21 protein-coding genes are annotated in these 20,686 nt (G+C 45.5%); 15 read left to right on the top strand and 6 right to left on the bottom strand.

The window, feature by feature from the left end:
• Positions 1 to 27: 27 nt before the first annotated feature.
• The gene (locus RTS09_RS03430) at positions 28 to 1,368 is read left to right on the top strand and encodes a TolC family protein (protein ID WP_312534296.1); all 1,341 of its coding nucleotides are present in this window, start codon (positions 28 to 30) and stop codon (positions 1,366 to 1,368) included.
• Between the two features lie 82 nt (positions 1,369 to 1,450).
• Here the strand turns inward: RTS09_RS03430 and pstS are convergent, their stop codons facing one another.
• Positions 1,451 to 2,455: a phosphate ABC transporter substrate-binding protein PstS gene (gene pstS / locus RTS09_RS03425; RefSeq protein ID WP_065253924.1), complete on the bottom strand. Its 1,005-nt coding sequence runs from the start codon at positions 2,453 to 2,455 to the stop codon at positions 1,451 to 1,453.
• 347 nt (positions 2,456 to 2,802) lie between these two features.
• On the opposite strand from pstS, the gene phoU reads away from it, so the two are divergent.
• The 3 genes from phoU to RTS09_RS03410 all read left to right on the top strand — a co-directional run bounded on the left by phoU (position 2,803) and on the right by RTS09_RS03410 (position 4,995).
• Positions 2,803 to 3,573, top strand: a complete 771-nt coding sequence (gene phoU, locus RTS09_RS03420; protein WP_060995892.1) for a phosphate signaling complex protein PhoU — start codon at positions 2,803 to 2,805, stop codon at positions 3,571 to 3,573.
• Positions 3,574 to 3,713: 140 nt separating this feature from the next.
• Complete coding sequence (locus RTS09_RS03415) at positions 3,714 to 4,448, top strand: phosphoglycolate phosphatase (protein WP_312534292.1); 735 nt, start codon at positions 3,714 to 3,716, stop codon at positions 4,446 to 4,448.
• Entirely contained in the window at positions 4,435 to 4,995 is a 561-nt protein-coding gene (locus tag RTS09_RS03410) for a DUF4385 domain-containing protein (protein WP_312534290.1), read from the top strand. Before RTS09_RS03415 ends, RTS09_RS03410 begins: the two co-directional genes overlap by 14 nt.
• A gap of 29 nt (positions 4,996 to 5,024) precedes the next feature.
• Here the strand turns inward: RTS09_RS03410 and RTS09_RS03405 are convergent, their stop codons facing one another.
• Complete coding sequence (locus tag RTS09_RS03405; protein WP_312534288.1) at positions 5,025 to 6,518, bottom strand: YifB family Mg chelatase-like AAA ATPase; 1,494 nt, start codon at positions 6,516 to 6,518, stop codon at positions 5,025 to 5,027.
• 208 nt (positions 6,519 to 6,726) lie between these two features.
• On the opposite strand from RTS09_RS03405, the gene hemN reads away from it, so the two are divergent.
• The 3 genes from hemN to RTS09_RS03390 all read left to right on the top strand — a co-directional run bounded on the left by hemN (position 6,727) and on the right by RTS09_RS03390 (position 9,265).
• A complete protein-coding gene (hemN, locus tag RTS09_RS03400; protein ID WP_312534287.1) occupies positions 6,727 to 8,205 on the top strand; it encodes an oxygen-independent coproporphyrinogen III oxidase in 1,479 nt (492 codons plus the stop codon).
• A 113-nt stretch (positions 8,206 to 8,318) separates the two neighbouring features.
• Positions 8,319 to 8,642, top strand: coding sequence for a hypothetical protein (locus RTS09_RS03395; protein ID WP_036597283.1), 324 nt, complete (start codon positions 8,319 to 8,321; stop codon positions 8,640 to 8,642).
• 17 nt (positions 8,643 to 8,659) lie between these two features.
• Positions 8,660 to 9,265: a class I SAM-dependent methyltransferase gene (locus tag RTS09_RS03390; protein ID WP_076775602.1), complete on the top strand. Its 606-nt coding sequence runs from the start codon at positions 8,660 to 8,662 to the stop codon at positions 9,263 to 9,265.
• 10 nt (positions 9,266 to 9,275) lie between these two features.
• Here RTS09_RS03390 and RTS09_RS03385 read toward each other — a convergent pair whose 3' ends face one another.
• Entirely contained in the window at positions 9,276 to 9,839 is a 564-nt protein-coding gene (locus RTS09_RS03385) for a DUF4442 domain-containing protein (protein ID WP_083710794.1), read from the bottom strand.
• Between the two features lie 107 nt (positions 9,840 to 9,946).
• On the opposite strand from RTS09_RS03385, the gene RTS09_RS03380 reads away from it, so the two are divergent.
• The 3 genes from RTS09_RS03380 (at position 9,947) to RTS09_RS03370 (ending at position 12,881) form a co-directional block, all read left to right on the top strand.
• Positions 9,947 to 10,330, top strand: a complete 384-nt coding sequence (locus RTS09_RS03380; RefSeq protein WP_143351089.1) for an HNH endonuclease — start codon at positions 9,947 to 9,949, stop codon at positions 10,328 to 10,330.
• Positions 10,331 to 10,579: 249 nt separating this feature from the next.
• Entirely contained in the window at positions 10,580 to 12,457 is a 1,878-nt protein-coding gene (uvrC, locus tag RTS09_RS03375; RefSeq protein ID WP_248146765.1) for an excinuclease ABC subunit UvrC, read from the top strand.
• A gap of 67 nt (positions 12,458 to 12,524) precedes the next feature.
• Positions 12,525 to 12,881, top strand: coding sequence for a YkgJ family cysteine cluster protein (locus RTS09_RS03370; protein WP_050325302.1), 357 nt, complete (start codon positions 12,525 to 12,527; stop codon positions 12,879 to 12,881).
• Here RTS09_RS03370 and RTS09_RS03365 read toward each other — a convergent pair.
• Both RTS09_RS03365 and fabF read right to left on the bottom strand, forming a co-directional pair.
• Positions 12,878 to 13,846 (bottom strand): hypothetical protein, encoded by a 969-nt coding sequence (locus tag RTS09_RS03365; RefSeq protein WP_312534283.1) that lies wholly within the window; start codon positions 13,844 to 13,846, stop codon positions 12,878 to 12,880. The two genes, RTS09_RS03370 and RTS09_RS03365, sit on opposite strands and share 4 nt — an antisense overlap.
• Before the next feature lie 128 nt (positions 13,847 to 13,974).
• Positions 13,975 to 15,282, bottom strand: coding sequence for a beta-ketoacyl-ACP synthase II (fabF, locus tag RTS09_RS03360; protein WP_312534282.1), 1,308 nt, complete (start codon positions 15,280 to 15,282; stop codon positions 13,975 to 13,977).
• A gap of 153 nt (positions 15,283 to 15,435) precedes the next feature.
• Between fabF and RTS09_RS03355 the strand changes: the two genes are divergently transcribed.
• A complete protein-coding gene (locus RTS09_RS03355; RefSeq protein ID WP_050325299.1) occupies positions 15,436 to 16,191 on the top strand; it encodes a DUF3800 domain-containing protein in 756 nt (251 codons plus the stop codon).
• A gap of 170 nt (positions 16,192 to 16,361) precedes the next feature.
• Here RTS09_RS03355 and RTS09_RS03350 read toward each other — a convergent pair whose 3' ends face one another.
• A complete protein-coding gene (locus RTS09_RS03350; RefSeq protein ID WP_312534397.1) occupies positions 16,362 to 17,591 on the bottom strand; it encodes an anhydro-N-acetylmuramic acid kinase in 1,230 nt (409 codons plus the stop codon).
• 225 nt (positions 17,592 to 17,816) lie between these two features.
• Between RTS09_RS03350 and tyrS the strand changes: the two genes are divergently transcribed.
• From tyrS to RTS09_RS03330, 4 genes are all read left to right on the top strand, one after another.
• Positions 17,817 to 19,037: a tyrosine--tRNA ligase gene (gene tyrS, locus RTS09_RS03345; RefSeq protein WP_312534281.1), complete on the top strand. Its 1,221-nt coding sequence runs from the start codon at positions 17,817 to 17,819 to the stop codon at positions 19,035 to 19,037.
• 83 nt (positions 19,038 to 19,120) lie between these two features.
• Positions 19,121 to 19,393, top strand: a complete 273-nt coding sequence (locus tag RTS09_RS03340; RefSeq protein WP_312534280.1) for a type II toxin-antitoxin system RelB/DinJ family antitoxin — start codon at positions 19,121 to 19,123, stop codon at positions 19,391 to 19,393.
• Positions 19,371 to 19,700, top strand: coding sequence for a type II toxin-antitoxin system YafQ family toxin (locus tag RTS09_RS03335; protein ID WP_312534279.1), 330 nt, complete (start codon positions 19,371 to 19,373; stop codon positions 19,698 to 19,700). The genes RTS09_RS03340 and RTS09_RS03335 overlap by 23 nt, the downstream gene beginning before the upstream one ends.
• Positions 19,701 to 19,714: 14 nt before the next feature.
• Entirely contained in the window at positions 19,715 to 20,686 is a 972-nt protein-coding gene (locus tag RTS09_RS03330; RefSeq protein WP_312534277.1) for a D-2-hydroxyacid dehydrogenase, read from the top strand.

The raw sequence follows: 20,686 nt of genomic DNA, 5'->3' as shown, positions 1-20,686 counted from the left end.
GTAATTATTGATATGGAATGCATCTGTTTGTGGAATCGTAAAGCGACTGGCGCCAGATGGCGGTTAGGGGCGATGGCAGTGTCATTGATAGGGTCGATGTCCCTCAGCCCAGCCGTGATGGCAAAAGATTTGTGGGAATTGTATAGTGCCGCCCAGCGCACCAATGGCAATTGGGCAGGGCAACAATATGACTATTTGGCAACGCAAAAAAATGTGCAGCTAGCGTTTGGCGATATGCTGCCGCAAGTGGGACTACAAGGCAGTGTCAAACATAACCAGTTTTATCCCAAAGACGATAACATCCCTGACACGGGCAATACTGCAAGCCAAATTGGTATCGGACTGCGCCAAGCCTTGTTTCGTGCTGATAAATGGGCAAACTATGAAAAAGCCGTGCTCGCCAGTCAAGCCAATGACATCCAGCTATTACAGCAGCACCAACAACTCATCGAGCAAATCAGCAAAGCTTATCTCAATGTATTGCGCGCCGAAGCGATGACAGATAGCCTTAATGCCGAGTTCACCGCACTCAAAGCACAAAATGACATGATGCAAGCGAGGCTCGCGCAAGGGGTAGCGGCGCGGGTAGATACCGAAGAGAGCCGTGCAAGGCTTGAAAGCGTGAGCGCCTCTATCGCCAACAATGACGTGGCAATCGTAAATGCCAAACAGCAGTTATCACTGCTCACAGCTCAACCAATCAATCAGCTTGACAGTATCAAATTACCGCCTGATTTAAATCTCGTAGCAAGTCAAAGTATCGACAACTGGATGCAGCAGTCACAAAATAATAATCTCGATATTCAGCTAGCACAAACCCAAGTGGCGATTGCCAACAAACAAGTCGATTATCTCAAAGCCAATATCTACCCCCGTGTCGATTTGGTAGGCAATGTGGGGTGGCAAGATTATACCTATAATAACCAAAGAGCTATTGATGGCACCAATTATAGCTTTGGGGTGGAAGTGGATTTCCCGTTTTATACCGGTGGGCGGACACGCGCAGGCGTTGAGCAAGGCAATTTGCAGGCGCAAGCGGCAAAAAGTCGCCTCGCCTATGTGTACCAAGCCGCGATGACTCAGACTAGCCAAGCCTATCTAAATTTGATCGCACAGCGTGCCACGATTAAAGCCCAGCAAGTTGCCGTGGAGGCTAATCGCCGCGTCGCCCAAGCGTCAAAAACAGGCTATGATTTGGGGGTGCGCTCGATGGTAGATACACTACTGGCAGAGCGCCAATATCACGCTGCCAAACGCGATTTGATTAATGCGTATTTTGATTATCTAAATGCCTACATTGACCTACAAAAAGCTGCGGGCAATCTGACCGATGAGACGGTCAAAGTGCTAGATAATCAGCTGATTTAAAGCGGGTTTTTGATAAGGTATGTTAAAATAAAAAACCCTACCTATCGGCAGGGTTTTTATGTTTATGCGATTATGCAACGCTCTATTTAACTTTAGTCCACTCTTTACGAACCGCAGCTTTGGTGTCGGCAGGTAGCGGAACGTAGTCAAGAGCGGTTGCTTGTGCATTGCCGTTAGTAAATGCCCAGTCAAAGAATTTAAGCGCTTCTTTGGCTTTTGCACCGCCCGTACGAGGTACGAGGATGAACGTCGCTGCAGAGATTGGCCAAGCGTTGGCTGCTGGCATGTTAGTAATCGTCACCGCAAAACCAGGGTATTGTGCCCAGTTAATGTTTGATGCGGCTGCAAACGTTGAATCGTCTGGTAGTACAAATTTACCGGCGCGGTTTTGAAGTTGGGTATAAGCTAAACGGTTTTGTTTTGCGTAAGCATACTCAACATAACCGATGGAGTTTGCAACACGTTGTACGTTGCTTGATACGCCTTCGTTACCTTTACCGCCTACGCTTGCTGAAGCATTGGGCCATTTAACGGTTTTGTCCGCGCCTACTTTTGCTTTCCAATCGCTTGATACTTGGCTTAGGTAGTTAGTAAATACGAAAGTAGTACCTGAACCGTCTGAGCGGTTAACGGTGGTAATCTTAGCGGCAGGTAGGGCAACACCTGGGTTTAATGCTTGGATACGTGCATCGTTCCAAGTAGTGATTTTGCCCATATAGATGTCAGCAAGGACGGTGCCCGATAGTTTTAATTGACCGGGTTTGACGCCAGCGATGTTGACCACAGGTACGATACCACCAATGACTGCGGGGAATTGGATTAAGCCGCTGGCATTTAGCTCTGCTGGGCTCATGGGCGCATCAGTGGCACCAAAATCAACCGTTTTTGCTTGGATTTGTTTGATACCGCCTGAAGATCCGATACCTTGATAGTTTACTTGGTTACCCGTTGCTTTTTGGTAGTCGCTCGCCCATTTTGAGTAAACAGGTTGTGGGAAGGTTGCACCAGCACCTGTGATGTTGACAGCATTGGCTTGTACGCCTACAGCAGCGAATGCCACACTGACGATTAAATGTGATAGTTTCATAATAATTCCTTGATGGACAAATGAGATGATTGTCAGGGAAGATGGTAACTTAGCTTAGGGCGTCGCCAACTAATGTGTCGCGTTTTAAATCACCCAACGCTGAAAAATTGTTGCCATGTTAATGTAACAAAATGTCAAATCTATTACGGTTATGTTAAAGTTTGATGACATTGAAATGTTTGTTAGGTTTTTTGCTCGGTTTATATGATGCAATATCAGCGAATAGGCGCGCTATTTTTCATCATTTTGTCGTAATTTTTAGTTATAGTTAGCTTTTCTTTAACGGCTTTTTTAATCACAATTTTGCACAGTCCATGAGTCACAATCCATGAGTTAGGAAGGGAAATATGAATTTAATTGGTGAGCATTTATCAAAAAGTTATGACCAAGATTTACAAAACTTGGTCAATTTATTTTTAAAAATGGGTGGCATGGCAGAAGCCAATCTCACCAAAGCAATTGAATCTTTGGTAAAAAGTGATGTGGCGCTTGCCGAAGATGTCATTGATGGTGACAAAGAAATCAACTTTACTGAGCAGCAGCTTGATGATTCGGTGGTCAAAGTATTGGCACGTCGTCAACCTGCTGCTACCGACTTACGCCTAATCATGGCAGTGAGCAAATGCAGTGCTGACATTGAGCGTATTGGTGATGAAGCCAAAAAAATCGCCAAGATGGCGCGCCGTGCCACCCGTGAAGGTCAATCACCGATTGGATATCATGAAGCGCATCAAATGGGTAATTTTGTGCAGATGATGCTAAAAAATGCGCTAGAAGCTTTTGCCAAGTTTGATGCAACAGGTGCTTACCGAGTAATAGAGCAAGATAGTGAAATTGATGCGATGTACAAATCTGCGTCACGCGCGATGATGACCTACATCATGGAAGATGGTCGCTATGTAGCAAAAGTCATTGATATTTTATGGGTGCTACGTTCGATAGAGCGTATTGGTGCGCATGCGCGTAATATCGCTGAGCAATTGATTTTTTGTATCACCGGTGAAGATGTGCGTTATCAAAAACTGGGTGCCAACAAAGACAGTGCATTTAACCCCGCAGCTAGCCATGAAATCGCCGATGCCTCACTAGATTATCAACCGAGCAATGGCGAAAACTAACGTTTTTTAGTCAAACTTGCTCTTAGCCGGAATTGGTTGTCAGGGTTAGGTTATTTTAATGGACGGTTGCATGGTATTTTTAGGTGATTCTGCTACACTGTAGCCTATCAATTTTTGGTGAAAAAACGATAGGAAACACCATGTCTAGCGAATCACTTAACACCCCAATCCCCACACCCACTGGGGAAAATATCACCCAAAAATCATTACTTATTTTTGACTTGGACGGTACGTTGATTGATAGCGTGCCAGATTTGGCTGACGCCGTCAATGCGATGCTAACCACGCTTGGCAAAGCCAACTTCAGCGAAGATGTCATCCGCAACTGGGTGGGCAATGGTGGCAAAGTACTGGTGCAACGTGCCTTATCAGGCTCACAAACCATTGACCCCAATCTCACTGAAAACGATAGCAATCAGGCGCTTGCTTTATTCTTTGACTACTACCATCAAAACACCTGTGTCAGAACCCAGCCCTATGCAGGGGTGAGCGAAGGGTTGCGTGAGCTAAAAGAGCAAGGCTATACCCTCGCTATCGCCACCAATAAACCCATTGATTTTGTTCCTGCGATTGTTGAAAAATTGGGTTGGCAAGCCCTTTTTGCTTATATTTTGGGTGGCGATAGCTTGCCTGCCAAAAAACCTGACCCGATGCCGCTACTGCACGTCTGTGACAAACTGGGCTTTAGCATCGCTCAAAGCTATATGATTGGTGATTCCAAAAACGATATTTTGGCAGGGCAAAACGCGGGCATGGATACATTAGGATTGTCATACGGCTATAACTATGGGCAGGATATTCGTGACTATCACCCGACCCAAACCTTTGATGACTTTGCCACGCTGACTGAGTTTTTGAGTCATGCACGAGTTTAATTATCATCTCAACTTTGACACGCTGAATTTTCGCGAGCATCCAGGGTTGTATCGGGTGGGGCGAGGTGAGCAAGGGGTGTTATTGGTAGAGCCGTATAAATCCGAGATTTTGCCGCATTGGCGATTTGCTACGCCGGAACTTGCGCGTGAGAGCAGCGATAACATCTATGCGATGTTTTTGGACTACCTTGCTCAAGGGGATTTTGTCGGTGCTGATATGGCGCGTAAATTTATCCAAATGGGTTATACGCGCTCGCGTCGGTATGCCAATCACAAAGGGGGCAAAAAATATGACGGCGCTGTCCCTGACGCTAAAAAAGGACAAAGTGGCGCGCATGGGCGTGAGCAATTGCCACAGCAATCACAGCAGCTTGAATCCGCACAAATCAAAGCCCAATCCGCGCAAATTTTTAAGCAAAAATGGGATCAATGCCGCGCTAATGCGGACTACAAAGCGCTAAAAAAACAGTTTGAAGCCAAATACGTCAACGACACCCAATACGATAACCTGCCGCCCACGTTTTTTCGCGAGCATCCGTTTTTATAGGCTAGTTGTATGATGAGGTAGCACGAAAATTAGGCATTCGTTAATTGACTACGATAACTTAATGCCTCAGTTAAATGCGGGGTTTGGATAGCTTCACTACCTGCCAAGTCTGCAATCGTGCGGGCGACGCGAAGGACGCGATGATAGCCGCGAGCGGACAGATTCAGCCGACTTTGTGCCATTGCCAAAATACGACTTTCTGCATCGCCAAGCGGCGCAAATCGGTCAAGTTCACTGGGGGATAGTTCATTATTGGCTTTGCCCTGTCTGGCTTGCTGGCGCTGATAGGCTTGTATCACCCGCTCACGCACTACCGCAGAAGATTCACCTTTCTGTGCTGACTGCAAATCACTGGCAGGTAGGGCAGGCACGGTAATATGCAAATCAATACGGTCCAGCAAAGGTCCTGATAGCTTTTCTTGATAGCGTTTGATTTGCTCGGGTCGGCACTGGCAGCGACCTGATTTATCCCCATAGTAGCCACAGGGGCAGGGATTCATCGCTGCTACCAGCTGAAAATTGGCGGGAAAGCGTACTTGAGAGTTGGCACGGCTGATGACAATTTCTTTGTTCTCGATGGGCTGTCTGAGTACCTCAAGCACCTTGCGATCAAACTCTGGAATCTCATCCAAAAATAACACCCCCCGATTGGCGAGCGTGATTTCACCGGGTTTGGGCGATGAGCCGCCGCCCACTAGCGCCACCGCTGAGGTAGTATGATGGACTTGGCGAAAAGGGCGTGTGCCGTAGTCATAATCACTGTTGGCAATCGAGTAAATACTGGCAACCTCAAGCGCTTCATGGTCGTTGAGCGGTGGCAAAATGGTGGGTAGGCGAGATGCCATCAAGGTTTTGCCTGTCCCAGGTGAGCCACAAAATAGTAGCGAATGTCCGCCTGCTGCCGCAATCTCTAACGCACGTCTGGCTTGGTGTTGTCCTTTGACATCGGCTAAATCTAGCTGATAATTAGCTGATTGGTAAGATGTCTTATGCTCGGCTTGGCTGAGTTGTTGCTCATTCATCAAGTGTTGGCACACAGCTTTGAGGGTATCGGCTTGCAACACCTTCACGCCATCGACTTTGACCGCTTCATCGGCATTGTCTTTGGGAACAATCAAGGTGCGCTGGTCTGCTTTGAGCGCGCGTGATACTGCCAACGCCCCAGCAATGGCTCGTAAATCGCCATTGAGCGCCAATTCGCCAATAAACTCGTACTGCGCAAGCACGGTTTCATCAATTTGACCACTCGCTGCCAAGATGCCTATAGCAATGGGTAAATCAAGCCGTGCGCCATCTTTGGGTAAATCGGCGGGCGCAAGGTTGATAGTTAATCTGCGATTGGGAAATTGAAAACCCGAGTTGATAATGGCAGAGCGCACCCTATCTTTACTCTCCCGTACCGCTGCCTCGGGTAAGCCGACCATGGTGACTGCGGGCAATCCTTGCGATAAATGTACTTCAACCATCACGCTTGGCGCGTTTAAACCCACCACCGAGCGTGTATATACTTGAGCAAACGACATTTTTAATATCCTTTTCCAACCAATTGGCGGCTACCTTGACACAAGACAGGCCGTTTTTTTATGGCAGCAACTAGACAATTTTTGATAAAAAACGGCTAAATCATAGCATAATTCATCTGCTTTCTCATCATCGGCTATCTAGGATGACTATGTTATAATCACAACCAATATTCCGAGAATTTTACGCTACACGCTATACGAGACTATTATGACAGACCAAACTCGCCCTTTATCTGACAGCGAACTGCCCACCTTTGATCGTCCTGTCGAAATCATCGAAAATCCGTATGCCAATGCCAATCGTAGCTACACGACCCAAACCCATTTGTTTAATGAAGCTATCATCAATAAATACAACCGCTCAGGTCCCCGTTATACCTCGTACCCAACCGCGCTAGAATTTACCCCGATTGCTGACGGTATGGAAGCCCGCGTTTTAGCAGAAAAAGACCCACGGGTGCCAGTGTCCTTATATTTTCACATCCCGTTTTGTCGCCATCTGTGCTATTACTGCGGCTGCAATAAAATCATCACCAAGAAAAACAGTGATTCAGGCGACTATTTAGCGTATCTTTTTGCCGAAATTCGGCATAAACGCAGCTTGATGCAAGGCGACCCTATTGTCGAGCAAGTGCATTTTGGCGGCGGCACACCGACCTTTTTGACCGATGATGAGCTGGTCAAATTGTGGAACTTTTTGCAAACCCAATTTACTTTTAGCGATAAACCTACCGCTGATTATTCGATTGAAATTGACCCGCGAGAATTGCGCCCGACCACGCTTGAGATATTGCGTGGACTTGGGTTTAATCGGGTGAGTTTTGGTGTGCAGGATTTGCAAGAAAAAGTGCAAATTGCCGTCAATCGCGTGCAGTCAGAAGAAATGATTCAAGGCGTGATGACGGAAGCTCGCCGCCTTGGGTTTCATTCTATCAATATTGACTTGATTTATGGGTTACCGCACCAAACGGTGGATAGCATGCGCAATACGGTTGAGCGCATCATCGATATATCGCCAGACCGTCTGTCTGTTTTTAACTATGCGCATTTGCCAGAGCGATTTAAAGGTCAGCGTCAGATTAATGAAGCGGATTTGCCAAGCCCTGCCGACAAATTGACCATGCTCGGTAATACCATCCATGCGCTGACTGACGCAGGCTATCAATATATCGGCATTGACCACTTTGCCAAGCCTGATGATGAGCTTGCGATTGCGCAACGTGAGGGCAAATTGCACCGCAATTTTCAAGGGTATACCACGCATGGCAATTGTGATTTACTGGGGTTTGGGGTGTCGTCGATTAGCCAAATCGGTCTGCATATTTTGCAAAATCCAACGGATTTGAACGATTACCAAAATCTCATCAATGTGGGAAAATTGCCTGCGGTGAAGGTGATTTCTGCACGCTTACCTGACTTGCTGCGCCGTTATGTGATTATGAATCTGCTATGCCATGATTATATTGATTTTAAAGATGTGAATGCGCGCTTTAGTATTGACCCGATGACCTATTTTATTGATGAAATCCGCCAACTGGGCGAGATGCAGGCGGATAAACTCGTTGATATGGATGCTAAAGGGATTCGGGTGCTACCAAAAGGGCGACTGCTTGGACGTAATGTGGCGATGGTGTTTGATACTTATTTAAAGGATAAACATCAAAATCGCTTCAGTAAGGTGATATAGCATAAAAAGCAAAACACCTGCCAAAATGACAGGTGTTTTACTATACTAAAGGTGGAAGCTTTCGCTCACGTATCCTCTAGCTCACATAATACGTATTATACGGATTTTATTGAATGAATTCAACACAGCTTAATCAAATTTTCCAGACGCTTTCATTTGAAAGAATGCAAACTTATGAAAATAAGACCAAAACAAGAGAGCAAGCCGTTGAATTGTACCTTTGGAATGCTCAAATTTCGGGGGCATTTTTGTTTCCATTACATATTTGTGAAGTCACGATTCGTAATGCCCATCATGAGCCGATTTTTGATGAAAAACTATTAAGCATTTATAACAAAATTATCAAAATTATTGGTTATCGTTGTCAAGAAACAGCCAACTGGGTTGCTAGTCATCAAACCGTTACCACACTTATTGCTCAAAAGCCTAAAATATAACCTTTAAAGGAAACCCTATGCACCAAATCCCCACCGACTTACTCAAAAAATCTGCCCACTGGCGCGAAGACATCCAGTTCACCCAAGACGTGCTTGGCAAGCCGTTTCACTTTACCAGCACTTGGGGTATTTTCTCGCCCGAAAAACTCGATGAGGGTAGCCTGATGCTGCTTGACTATATCGAGTTCAAAGACGATGACCACTCAATCGACCTAGGCTGTGGCTATGGCGTACTGGGTATGACGGCCGCCCGTGAATGCCCAAACGGACAGCATTTGCTCATCGACAAAGACTTTGTGGCGGTAGAATATGCCAAAATAAACTGCCAAAAAAATCATTTAAATAATGCCCAAGTTCAGCTATCCAATGGCTTTCGGGATGTTGAAAAAGACAAAAAATTTAGCCTAGTGATGAGTAACTTACCTGCCAAAGCCAGTAAAGAGCAGCATTATCTGTATTTGCTCGATGCCTACAATGCGATGGAAAGTGGCGCACGGTTCTATGTGGTAACCATCAACGGCTTGCGGGACTTTATGAAACGCTCATTTACCGAAGTGTTTGGTAACTCAGATAAAATCAAACAAGGCAAAACCTATACCATCACTCTGGCAGTCAAAGACTAACGTCCTTCAGCTAAATTCTCACCGTTTGGTTTTTTGATTTACTATAGGCTCGTAACCGAATGTACAGGGTCTTGGTGACAGTGGCGACCACCTCATTTTGGTCGTCAACCACTTGTACCTCATAGTTGCGAAACACCGCTTTACCATCCTTTGCTAAGGCTTTTATGGTATCGATTTCGGCGTCATCAAGGTGAAAATCGGCAAACACATCGCTTTTGCCCGCTTTAACAAAATCAATGCTTGCCGCCTTATCCCATACCACGTACGCATTGCCCAACGCTTGCATCAACAAAATCATCAAAAATGGGTCAGTCATCGAATACAAACTGCCCCCAAACTGGGTGCCGACGATGTTTTGATTGAGTTTGTTTAAGGGTAAACGCACGCGAATATGATGGTTGGCGAAATCCAGGCTGTCAACACGGATACCTGCCCCAAAATATGGCGGATAAAAGTTAAAAAACTGCTTTAACAGCTTCGGGTTATGAAACGGATTAAGGTAGTCTTTGGCTTGAGATTGAAAGGTTTGGCTTAGCTTAGATAGCTTGGATAAATTGGGTAAATTGGATAACATGGCAGACTCGTTTTTAACATGAAAAAAGATATGGTACAACACGCCATTGGCAAGGCAACAATGCTATTGTATGATGGATACAACTGATAGCAAAGCGTGACAAACTAATGGCAAAAGGTAAAGCAAAAAATAACGAAGATGCAGCATTCTGGGAGGCGATTTTGGCTGAAAAAGCGCCATCGCCACCGTGTGAATTGTGTGGACGTGATGAAGTTGAACTAACCCAGCATCATCTGATTCCCAAATCCCGCCACGACAAAGCCCGTACCAAACGCGAATTTAGCCGTGATGAAATGAAAAACGACATCGCCATGCTGTGTACTGCTTGTCATGCGCAGGTGCATGAAGTGTTTAGCAACCAAGAATTATCCAGCTACTACCATACGGTTGAGCGGCTAAAAGAACATACCGAGATGCAAAAATTCATTAACTGGATCAAAAAACGCCCTGCAGGACAAACCATTCGGGTCAAAAGTGGCAAAGATTTTTAGTGAATGGATTTTTAGCAGATAGCAGCTAATTGTGCAAGTCTTTTTATGGTGACCATTATACCTTGCCTGCAACTAGGACATAAGCTAGGACATAAGCAAGGATATCGCATAATGACTTGTTAGGCGTGTAGTCAATAAAAAAGAGGGTTTTATATCTGGCTGTCGCTGTTAAAGTTTACGCTTACTTGCATTGAAAAGTGATTGAATTAACTAAATATAGTATAAAAATCGTGAAATAGTAAACAAGCAATGCCAAAAAACAAAACGCCCAGTATCGACCCTGCAACCATTGAAATTGCTGCAGCGACTGCCGACCGCAAAGCACGATTGGATCACTTGATTAAGCGCCTGCCCAACTTGCCAGGCGTGTACAAAATGCTGGGCAAAAATGGCGACATCATCTATGTGGGCAAAGCCAAATCGCTCAAAAGTCGCGTCAATAGCTACTTTGCCAAAACCATCGACCACCCCAAAACGCGGGCGCTAGTGCAACGTATCGACAACATAGAAACCATCATAACCCGCTCTGAGACCGAAGCGCTGCTGCTTGAGCAAAACCTCATCAAGCTACATCGTCCGCCATACAATGTGCTACTGCGTGATGATAAATCCTATCTATACGTGTTTATCTCAGCCGATAAACCTTATCCAAGACTTGCCTATGGGCGCGGTAAAGGGCAACACCAAAAAGGCAGATTTTTTGGACCTTTTCCTTCGGCGCACGCCGCCAAACAGACCTTATTAATGATGCAAAAAATGTTTATGGTGCGCCAATGTACCAATGCATTTTTCGCCCAGCGTCAGCGCCCTTGCCTAGAGTACCAAATCAAACGCTGTAAAGCGCCGTGTGTCGGACTGGTATCGCCCGAAGACTATGCCGATGACGTCAATAACACCATTCGATTTTTAAAAGGTGAAGGCACGGATTTGCAAGTCAAATTGGTGGGTAAAATGGAGCAAGCGGCTGAAGATATGAACTTTGAGCAAGCCGCCTTGTATCGCGACCAACTCTCGATGCTACGCGAAGTACAAGCCAAACAAGCAGTATATACGGTCAAAGGTGAAGCCGATATCATCGCCATCGCCAGTCAAGCGGGTATTACCTGTGTGCATGTCATGAATGTGCGTAATGGGCAGGTTTTGGGTGGCAACAATTATTTTCCTGATGTGGATAGTGAAAACGATATAGCGGATAACTTGTCTGAGTTTGTCAGCTCGTTTTATTTTCAAGTCAGTGATGATTTACCCGAAGAGCTGATTATAAGTCATGAGTTGCCCGACCAAACCGCGATGACAGAAGCCTTAACTGAGACCTTTGGCAAAAAGGTGACGATAAAAACCAAAGTTCGTGAGCAGCGGAGCGAATGGCTCACCCTTGCCCAAATGAATGCCAACAACGCCCTGCAAACCAAATTGGGCGATTATTTGGAAGTCAAATCTCGCTTTAACGCGCTCAATGAGGTATTAAAAGAGGCGCTGCAAGGCAAATCGCTCGACCGTATCGAATGTTTTGATATCTCCCACACCATGGGTGAAGCCACCATTGCCAGCTGTGTGGTCGCTGACCAAGGCGGGCTACGTAAACGCGACTATCGCCAATATGCCATTCACGGCATCACGGGCGGTGACGACTATGCCGCCATGAAGCAAGTATTAAACCGCCGCTATAGTAAACAGCCGCTGCCAGATTTATTGCTGATTGATGGCGGTAAAGGGCAGCTTAATATGGCAAAAGACGTACTGAGCGAGCTGGGGATTTTAACCCAAACCTTGCTCGTCGGGGTGGCAAAAGGCGAAGGTCGCAAGGCTGGGCTTGAGGTACTGCATTTTATTGACCGTGAGCCACTCGATTTGCCGGCTGATAGCAAAGCACTGCATTTGATTATGCATATCCGTGATGAAGCGCACCGCTTTGCCATTACCGCACACCGCAAAAAACGCGATAAACGCCGCTCAAGCTCAGTGCTAGAAGCCATCCCTGGGTTGGGGGAAAAAAGGCGCCGAGAGTTACTCAATCATTTTGGCGGCTTGCAGCAGCTGCTTGGTGCGTCACAAGATGAAATTGGGCAAGTAAATGGCATTGGCAAGGTGATGGCCAATACCATTTATAAAGTGTTGCATGGCTAATATTAAATTTTTAGCCGTTTTGGCTGAAACGGGTAGTTAACAATGATAATGACATGGCATTGTAACAATGGCAGAAATTTTTTTTAAATCAAGCGCAGCGGCGGATAGCGATATCTGCATGCACTGTGGCGCATGTTGCGCTAACTATCGGGTGTCTTTTTATTGGGCAGAAGGCGAGACACTGGGTATCCCCGAGCAGATGACGGTCAAAGTCAATGATTTTTATACCTGTATGAAAGGTACCGAAACAAAGCCGGTCAGATGTATTGCATTAGCGGGCGAAGTTGGTAACTCGGTGGCCTGCCAAATCTATGATAAACGCTCAAGCACCTGCCAATCGGTACAAGTCGGTGACGAGCAATGTATCAAAGCCCGTCATCACTATGGGTTATCTAACGATATCTTTAGTCAATTGCAGGCTTAATGGCTTTGTGATAAACGAACAGTCAGCTGTTTTTCCACTTCGGTTTTGAGCCATTGATTCAAATCCTCATTCATCAGCGTCATTGATTCGAGCAAATAGTTGTCGATATAGCCTTGCAGCTGTTTGACGATATCTTGTTTGATTTGTTCAATAGCGGGCGTGGTGGCGATAGATGGGTTGGCAATATCAACAAGTGGGTCAGTAACGCGCGTTTCATGGGTCATCAAGGCCGCTGTTGGGTCATCAGCTAACGGCTCAGCAAAGTTATCAGTGTTATCAGCGGTCTCAGTGTGATCAATGGCATAGACCATCTCACTGCGATGGCGTTCAATCGTGACATCGCTGGTTGCGGTATCCGTGGACTGCGCTTGTTCATCTAGCTGGTGATTTGCACCCTCGATTGAGCCAGTTGATAGTTGCGTCGCTGGTTGGGGAGGATTGCTTTGTTTTGCCAGATGCGCTTGTTTGGCAATGGCGCGTTCTTGCTCGAGTAGCGCAATGGCTGCGTCATCTTGTGCTTGACGTTCGCGTTGTAGACGTTCTTCTTGCGCTTGACGTTCTTGCTCGTTTTCTTGTGTTAACTGTATTTGTTCAAGAGGCTGTTGTTCAAGTCGTTGTTGCTCAAGGCGCTCTTTTTCCAAGCGCTCGGTTTCTAGGCGTTTGTTTTCTAAGCGTTCTTGTTCTAGCCTGTGTTTTTCCAATCTTTCTTGTTCTAGGCGTTGTTCTTCAAGCTCGCGCTCACGTAGTTGCGCTTGTAATTTTTCTTGGTGGTCACGCTCGATAGCCAGCAATTCCTCGACTTTATCATGCAGATTGGGCACGCTAAATTGATACTCATCAAGGTCGGTATCGGGATAAAGCAAGGTAACGATATCATCAAGTTCTTGAATAATGGCGTGTTTGACAGGGGTAGGGGTGGCAAGCCAGCGCTTTGAAAATTGGTGGGAGAAGGCAAATCCTGACATGAATGGTGTCCAGCGTTAAGGATGAAATAGGATAGCTTCATTTAACGAAAAAACGGCTACAATTTCAATAGCCGTTTTCAAAATTCACACCGTTAAAAGATTAATGTTATCATCGCAGTGATTGCTATTTATCGTGACTGCCATTTGGCAAACAGCAGCGAGCCATTGGTACCACCAAACCCAAAACTGTTAGAAATCGCATGGGTTAAGTGGTCGACTTTACGGGCAGTATGCGGTACATAGTCAAGCTTGCACTCAGGGTCTTGATGATCCAAATTGATGGTCGGTGGCAATATTTGTTGTTGCAGCGCCTTAACGGTGAAAATCGCTTCGATACCGCCTGCAGCACCCAATAGATGACCGGTCATCGATTTGGTGGAACTTACTACCATGTTCTCACCAAAGATACCCGCAATCGCACGGCTCTCTGCCACATCACCCGCTGGGGTACTGGTGCCATGGGTATTGATGTAGCCAACGTCACTGGGGGCAATGCCAGCATCACTCAAGGCGTGGCGCATTGCCATAGCGGCACCTTCACCATTTTCCGGTGGCGCGGTGATATGACTGGCATCATCACTCATGCCAAAGCCGACAAACTCTGCCAGAATCGTCGCACCGCGCGCTTTGGCGTGGGCAAGGCTTTCCATTACTAGCACGCCTGCACCATCACCCAGCACAAAACCATCACGGTCTTTGTCAAATGGACGACTGGCTTTGGTGGGTGCATCGTTGCGCGTTGATAATGCTTGCATTGCTGAGAAGCCACCGATACCCAGCTGGCTTGAGGCTTTTTCACAGCCACCCGCTACAATCACATCGGCATCGCCATACGCAATCAATCGTGCCGCCAAGCCAATCGCATGGGTCGCTGTGGTACAAGCGGTAGAAGTAGCAAGATTTAACCCTTTAATCCCATGACGAATCGCCACTTGTCCAGCTGCCATATTCACAATGGCTGAGGGCACAAAAAACGGCGAGATTTTACGCGGACCTTCGCTATGAAGTTTTACCGCTGTATCTTCAATGGTGGTGATACCGCCAATCCCTGAGCCGATAATCACTCCGATACGGTCGGGGTCAACCTGCTGTACAGGCGCGGCTTGCAACTCACTGATAAAGCCTGCTTGCTTCAATGCTTGTGCTGCTGCGGCAACACCATATTGTACAAAGGTGTCATACCGACGTGCGTCTTTGGCATTCATGTACAAGCCGATATCAAACCCATCCACTGTGCCGGCGATTTGCGCGCGGTAGTCAGTGGCGTCAAAATGGCTAATCGCTTTGATACCGCTTTCGCCATTAATGAGCCGTTGCCAAGTGCTCTCTACATCCAGTCCTAGCGGGGTAATGGCTCCCATGCCTGTGATGACAATACGCTCATGGTCGGGGCGTTCGTCGTAGCGGGGCTTTTTTGGGCTAATTTTTGTGGTCATTTTATGCTCGAATTTTTGAATAATATTTTTTGAATAACATTTTATGAAAGTTTAGCAAAAATAGTGTACGAGTGTAAACACAATAACTTTAACGTCTTTAGGTTGATTGTATATAATATCTGATAAATTAAACAATGTTTTTAAGGGTTATAAATGCCACAATTTAGCGATTTTATGGTGTATGTGGACGAAAGTGGCGACCATAGCTTAACGTCTATTGATAAGAGTTATCCAATTTTCGCTCTCGCTTTCTGTGTGTTTTATAAATCGCATTACTTAAATAAAGTTGTACCCAAAGTCCAACGTTTAAAGTTTGATACTTTTGGACATGATTTCGTGGTTTTACATGAGCATGAAATTCGAAAAGAAAAAGGCGATTTCAATATTTTTAAATCAGCTGAAGAAAAGCGTCAATTTTTAGAAAAGTTGAATCAAATCATGAGTGAAAGTAACTTTATTTTAATCGCTCATGTAATTGAAAAGCATAAAATTAAAGCTGAGCAAATCAAAGAATTACACGCTTATCACTATTCCCTAAAGCATTGTATCGAAACACTTTATGAATTGATGATTGAAAAATCTCAACAGGATAAAATCACGTTTGTGGCAGTAGAGAGTCGTGGTGCAAAAGAAGATAACGAATTAGAGTTGGAATTTTTGCGAATTTGCAATGGTGAAAATCGTTTTAAAATCCCTTTGCCTTTCAAGGTCAAAGTCGTTTCAAAAATGACTAACTCTGTGGGTTTACAATTGGTGGATTTGGTAGCTCGCCCGATTGGTCGTTATGTGTATCAACCAGATCAAGCTAATCGTGCATTTGAAATTTTGAAAGCAAAATTTTATTGTAAAGGTGGGCGAAACCAAGTTGGCAGAGAATTTGACCAAGTGGGGTTAAAGCATTTTCCATAAGTAGAGAGATAGTAAACTAAAAACCCATACTCCTAAAAAGCGAAAAGTCCCGATGAATCCACCGAGACTATAACGCCGACTGGGCACCCCCAATCCATTTATAGCTAAAACTATAACATAATTATCGCTTTAAAACAATTGATTTAACTTTCAAATTAAAACCAATTGTTCTAGAAACACACCTGCCCAAGCACCACTTTTTTACTTGCCCCGGTGACACTCGGCAAGTTACTCGGTACGTTCAAAATCGTCTGCTGAGCCAGCCATGCAAACGCCACGGCTTCGACCCACAACGGCGATAGCCCAATTTTGTCGGTAGTTTGTATGTTCCAAGTGGCTAAATTATCTTGTAAACGGCTCATTAAATAGGCATTTAACGCCCCACCACCACAGACAAACAACTCGCCTTGCGCACCATCAGTGACGGACACAATGGCATCGCTGACGGATTTAGCGGTAAGCGCCACCAACGTCGCTTGCACATCGGCAGGTGAATACGCCAAATTAGGGAATTGCTGACCCAATTGTTCTAGCATAGCGTCAAGCCAAGCCAAATTAAACTCCTCTCGCCCAGTGCTTTTTGGAAACGGCTTGGCAAAAAATGGGTGGGTCAAAAGCAAATTTAATAACGGTTCAAGCACTTGCCCCGATTTCCCCCAATCGCCATTGTGATCATAAGCTTGTTGGGTATGACGCTGGCACCAACCATCAATGAGCAAATTTGCCACCCCTGTATCAAATCCAATCACCTCATCGCTGCCATCAAGTACGGTGATATTGGCGATACCGCCTAAATTTAAAATCACTTTTGGCATAACTTTATCGGCATGATAAGGCGGTGTGGCAAACATGGCTTGGTGAAACGCAGGCACGAGTGGCGCGCCTTGCCCACCCACTGCCATATCACGGCGCCGAAAATCACTCACCACCGCAATAGCAGTGCGCTCAGCGAGTACATTCGGGTCAAGCAGTTGCAAGCTAAATGACCACTGTGGGCGATGACGTACGGTTTGCCCATGACAGCCAATCGCGGTTACTTCATCAGGGGTGACCTGCGCTTTCTCGAGCAATTGATTGACCAAATTTGCGGCAAACTCAGCATAAAACACGCTCGCCCAACCAAATACATCAAGTTCGCTCTGGAACGCCAAATTCTCATCAGCGATGAGTTGTGCCACTCCGTTTGGTTGGGTGAGCGCTAACAACACGGCGCGTAAATCAGCGGGAAACGGCTCGCTTACCGTCGCCAAAATCTCGACAGGCTCATCATTATCTTCGTCAATCTCATAAAACTGGCACAGCACCGCATCGAGTCCATCAAGGCTGGTGCCACCCATCATGCCAATCACATACGGCGAGTCGGCAAGCGGGTTTTCTTTGGTGGTCATCATATCATCCATGATGTCGGTAAAATGGCTAAAAAATCCTTCATCAAAAGACAGGTTGGCAGGTAGTCCAGTCGGCAACGTTTGGCTCATAATTATTCTCGTTAGTGCTGTCAAAGTAGAGAGTGCCTTGATTATAGCATACTAAAAGCCTGCCTTATTTTATCTGCAAATTTGCTATAATGGCTAAACTTCACTTTTTTTTCAGCCGTTTTAACCCGCGCTTTTTTCGAGGTAAGCATGACCGATTCTACTCATAGATTTTTAGCAGCAGAAGAACAACTCAAACTCATCCAACGTGGTACGCACGAAATTATTTCGCAAGACGATTTAATTAAAAAACTTAAAGAAAACCGCCCACTGCGAGTCAAAGCAGGGTTTGACCCGACTGCACCCGATTTACACTTGGGTCATACGGTTTTAATCAATAAACTCAAGCATTTTCAGGATTTGGGACACCAAGTGTTGTTTTTGATTGGGGATTACACCGCTCGCATTGGCGACCCAACGGGTAAAAATACCACTCGTCCGCCGTTGTCTGAAGAAAAAATTCTGGAGAATGCCCAAACTTATAAAGAGCAAGTATTTAAAATCCTTGACCCCGCCAAAACCCAAGTGATGTTTAACTCCGACTGGTTTAGCAAAATGTCGGCAGGCGACATGATTGGTTTGGCAAGCCAGCAAACCGTGTCTCGTATGCTCGAGCGCGATGACTTCTCAAAACGCTATCACAGTCAAACGCCGATTTCGATTCATGAATTTTTGTACCCACTGGTGCAAGGTTATGACTCAGTCGCCATGCAAGCCGATGTTGAGCTAGGTGGTACTGACCAAACCTTTAATCTACTCATGGGTCGTACCCTGCAATCTCGCTACGGTCAAGTGCCACAAGTGTGTATCACCGTGCCGATTTTGGAAGGCTTAGATGGCGTACAAAAAATGAGTAAATCGCTTGGCAATTACATCGGTATTTACGACAGCGCAGGCTCAATGTACCAAAAAATCTTGTCTATGCCAGACACTTTGATTGCGCGTTATTTTGAGCTACTTAGCTTTAAACCCATGGATGAAGTCGAAGCCTTGCTAAAGGACATCGAAAACGGGCGCAATCCGCAAGAAGTCAAACGTATTTTAGCACTAGAGCTGATTGAGCGTTTCCATGACAAAGAAGCCGCCGAAAACGCTCACAAATCAGCGGGCAATCGCTTGGTAGATGGTGAGTTGCCAGTGGATTTGCCAGAAGTGACGATTAGCCTTGATGGGCAAGCACAACTTTTTATCACCCAAGTGTTAAACCAAGCCAATTTGGTAAAAAACTCAGCGCAAGCCAAAGACTTTTTGAAAAACCAATCGGTGAAAGTGGATGGTCAGGTCGTGGATGCAGGATTTGCCCTCACTGCAGGACAAACGGTGGTGATTCAAGCAGGCAAAAAAGCGTATGCCAAAGTGACGATTTCCTAAAGTCTATTGCTTAACCAATGGTTTTATTTTAAAATGTAGTGACAATATCACTACATTTTTGCTTTTTATAGAGGTCAGTAGCTATGACACAATCAACTATGTATCAATTTCGACTTGATGCCAATGAAAAGCGCCAAGCCTTTGAAGTGTTTGAAGAACTGGGTATTAAGCCTGCGCAAGCGATTCGTCTATTTTTACGTCAAGTTACCGCAACAAAGTCTATTCCGTTTGACGTCGCAATTCCTAACGCCACCACGCAACGAGCGATGCAAGATGTTGACGCCATGATTGCAGACAAGCAAGCCCGATTTAGCAGTAACAAGGAATTGTTTGATGCCCTCGAAAAAGCCGATTAATTCAAAACGCACGAATTTACCAAGAGCCTCAGATTTTACCAAAGATTTTTTGAATGATTGGCAAAGGCTAGTGAAAACAGGGCGTTATGACATGATTAGGCTCAAAGAAGTCATGCTGTTATTAATTGCCAATAATGAGCCGTTAGGAGCAGAGTGGAAAGACCATGAACTAAAAGGAAATTGGGCAGGATTTCGAGAGTTACATGTGGGTGGTGATTTTTTATTAATCTACAAAATTCAAACCATCACAAAATTTGAGACAGTTTATTTTACTCGTGTAGGAACACATAGCGAACTATTTGAATAAAAAGGGATTTAAAAATGAAAGCCATCTTCCTCGACCGAGCCACCTTTTCCGCTGATTTGGCATTAACACCCCCACATGGACTTAGCGACTATCAAGTCTACGCGCAAACGCCCAATGACCCCAAAATCATCATTGAGCGTTGCCAAGACGCCGATATTATCATCACCAATAAAGTTGAACTTACCGCCGAAATTATCGCGCAGCTCCCAAAACTTAAACTCATCCAACTGACCGCCACAGGCATGAACAACGTCGATAAAGACGCTTGTGACAAACACGGCATTACTGTTAAAAACGTCGCAGGCTATGCGGTCAAAAGCGTCCCCGAACATACCTTTATGCTGATACTCTCAGCCATGCGAGCGGCTCGCCACTATCATCATGAAGTGGTCAAGGGTGACTGGCAAAAAGATGGTCGCTTTTGTCTGCTCGACACGCCACTCATTGACCTTGAAGGCAAAACGCTGGGCATTATTGGCTATGGTACGATTGGCAAACGGGTTGGGGAAATTGCCAAAGTCTTTGGTATGACAGTATTGATAGCCGAACACCAAAACAAACCGCCAAGAAATAGTGATTATAGGGCGTTTGATGATGTGCTTGCTCAGTCCGATGTCATTACCCTACATTGTCCATTGACGGAGCAAACGCAGCATTTAGTGAATGCCGATAGCATTGCCAAGATGACAAAAAAACCGTTGATTATCAATGTCGCGCGCGGTGGCGTGGTCGATAGTCAGGCGGTGGCTGAAGCCGTTACACAAGGTAAATTATTGGGCTATGGGGCAGATGTGTTTGAAGATGAGCCGATTAAAGACAACGACCCATTACTCACACTTAAAGACCACCCAAGAGTGATTTTCACTCCGCATAATGCGTGGGGCAGCGTCAATGCCCAGCTTAACCTATGGGACATACTGTGTCAGCAAGTACAAGAGTTTATCCAACTATCCCATAAGAGAAATAACGAAAATAACGGACAATAA

The sequence above is a fragment of the Moraxella sp. CTOTU47618 genome (assembly GCF_032017425.1).
In the GTDB taxonomy this organism is placed as follows: Bacteria; Pseudomonadota; Gammaproteobacteria; order Pseudomonadales; family Moraxellaceae; genus Faucicola; species Faucicola tetraodonis.
This window is presented reverse-complemented; position numbering and strand designations above follow the sequence as displayed.

Excerpts from the sequence above, each read along its gene's own strand:
- pstS (WP_065253924.1), bottom strand. The coding sequence starts at position 2,455 with ATGAAACTATCACATTTAATCGTCAGTGTGGCATTCGCTGCTGTAGGC.
- phoU (WP_060995892.1), top strand. The coding sequence starts at position 2,803 with ATGAATTTAATTGGTGAGCATTTATCAAAAAGTTATGACCAAGATTTA.
- RTS09_RS03415 (WP_312534292.1), top strand. The coding sequence starts at position 3,714 with ATGTCTAGCGAATCACTTAACACCCCAATCCCCACACCCACTGGGGAA.
- RTS09_RS03410 (WP_312534290.1), top strand. The coding sequence starts at position 4,435 with ATGCACGAGTTTAATTATCATCTCAACTTTGACACGCTGAATTTTCGC.
- RTS09_RS03405 (WP_312534288.1), bottom strand. The coding sequence starts at position 6,518 with ATGTCGTTTGCTCAAGTATATACACGCTCGGTGGTGGGTTTAAACGCG.
- hemN (WP_312534287.1), top strand. The coding sequence starts at position 6,727 with ATGACAGACCAAACTCGCCCTTTATCTGACAGCGAACTGCCCACCTTT.
- RTS09_RS03395 (WP_036597283.1), top strand. The coding sequence starts at position 8,319 with ATGAATTCAACACAGCTTAATCAAATTTTCCAGACGCTTTCATTTGAA.
- RTS09_RS03390 (WP_076775602.1), top strand. The coding sequence starts at position 8,660 with ATGCACCAAATCCCCACCGACTTACTCAAAAAATCTGCCCACTGGCGC.
- RTS09_RS03385 (WP_083710794.1), bottom strand. The coding sequence starts at position 9,839 with ATGTTATCCAATTTACCCAATTTATCCAAGCTATCTAAGCTAAGCCAA.
- RTS09_RS03380 (WP_143351089.1), top strand. The coding sequence starts at position 9,947 with ATGGCAAAAGGTAAAGCAAAAAATAACGAAGATGCAGCATTCTGGGAG.
- uvrC (WP_248146765.1), top strand. The coding sequence starts at position 10,580 with ATGCCAAAAAACAAAACGCCCAGTATCGACCCTGCAACCATTGAAATT.
- RTS09_RS03370 (WP_050325302.1), top strand. The coding sequence starts at position 12,525 with ATGGCAGAAATTTTTTTTAAATCAAGCGCAGCGGCGGATAGCGATATC.
- RTS09_RS03365 (WP_312534283.1), bottom strand. The coding sequence starts at position 13,846 with ATGTCAGGATTTGCCTTCTCCCACCAATTTTCAAAGCGCTGGCTTGCC.
- fabF (WP_312534282.1), bottom strand. The coding sequence starts at position 15,282 with ATGACCACAAAAATTAGCCCAAAAAAGCCCCGCTACGACGAACGCCCC.
- RTS09_RS03355 (WP_050325299.1), top strand. The coding sequence starts at position 15,436 with ATGCCACAATTTAGCGATTTTATGGTGTATGTGGACGAAAGTGGCGAC.
- RTS09_RS03350 (WP_312534397.1), bottom strand. The coding sequence starts at position 17,591 with ATGGATGATATGATGACCACCAAAGAAAACCCGCTTGCCGACTCGCCG.
- tyrS (WP_312534281.1), top strand. The coding sequence starts at position 17,817 with ATGACCGATTCTACTCATAGATTTTTAGCAGCAGAAGAACAACTCAAA.
- RTS09_RS03340 (WP_312534280.1), top strand. The coding sequence starts at position 19,121 with ATGACACAATCAACTATGTATCAATTTCGACTTGATGCCAATGAAAAG.
- RTS09_RS03335 (WP_312534279.1), top strand. The coding sequence starts at position 19,371 with ATGCCCTCGAAAAAGCCGATTAATTCAAAACGCACGAATTTACCAAGA.
- RTS09_RS03330 (WP_312534277.1), top strand. The coding sequence starts at position 19,715 with ATGAAAGCCATCTTCCTCGACCGAGCCACCTTTTCCGCTGATTTGGCA.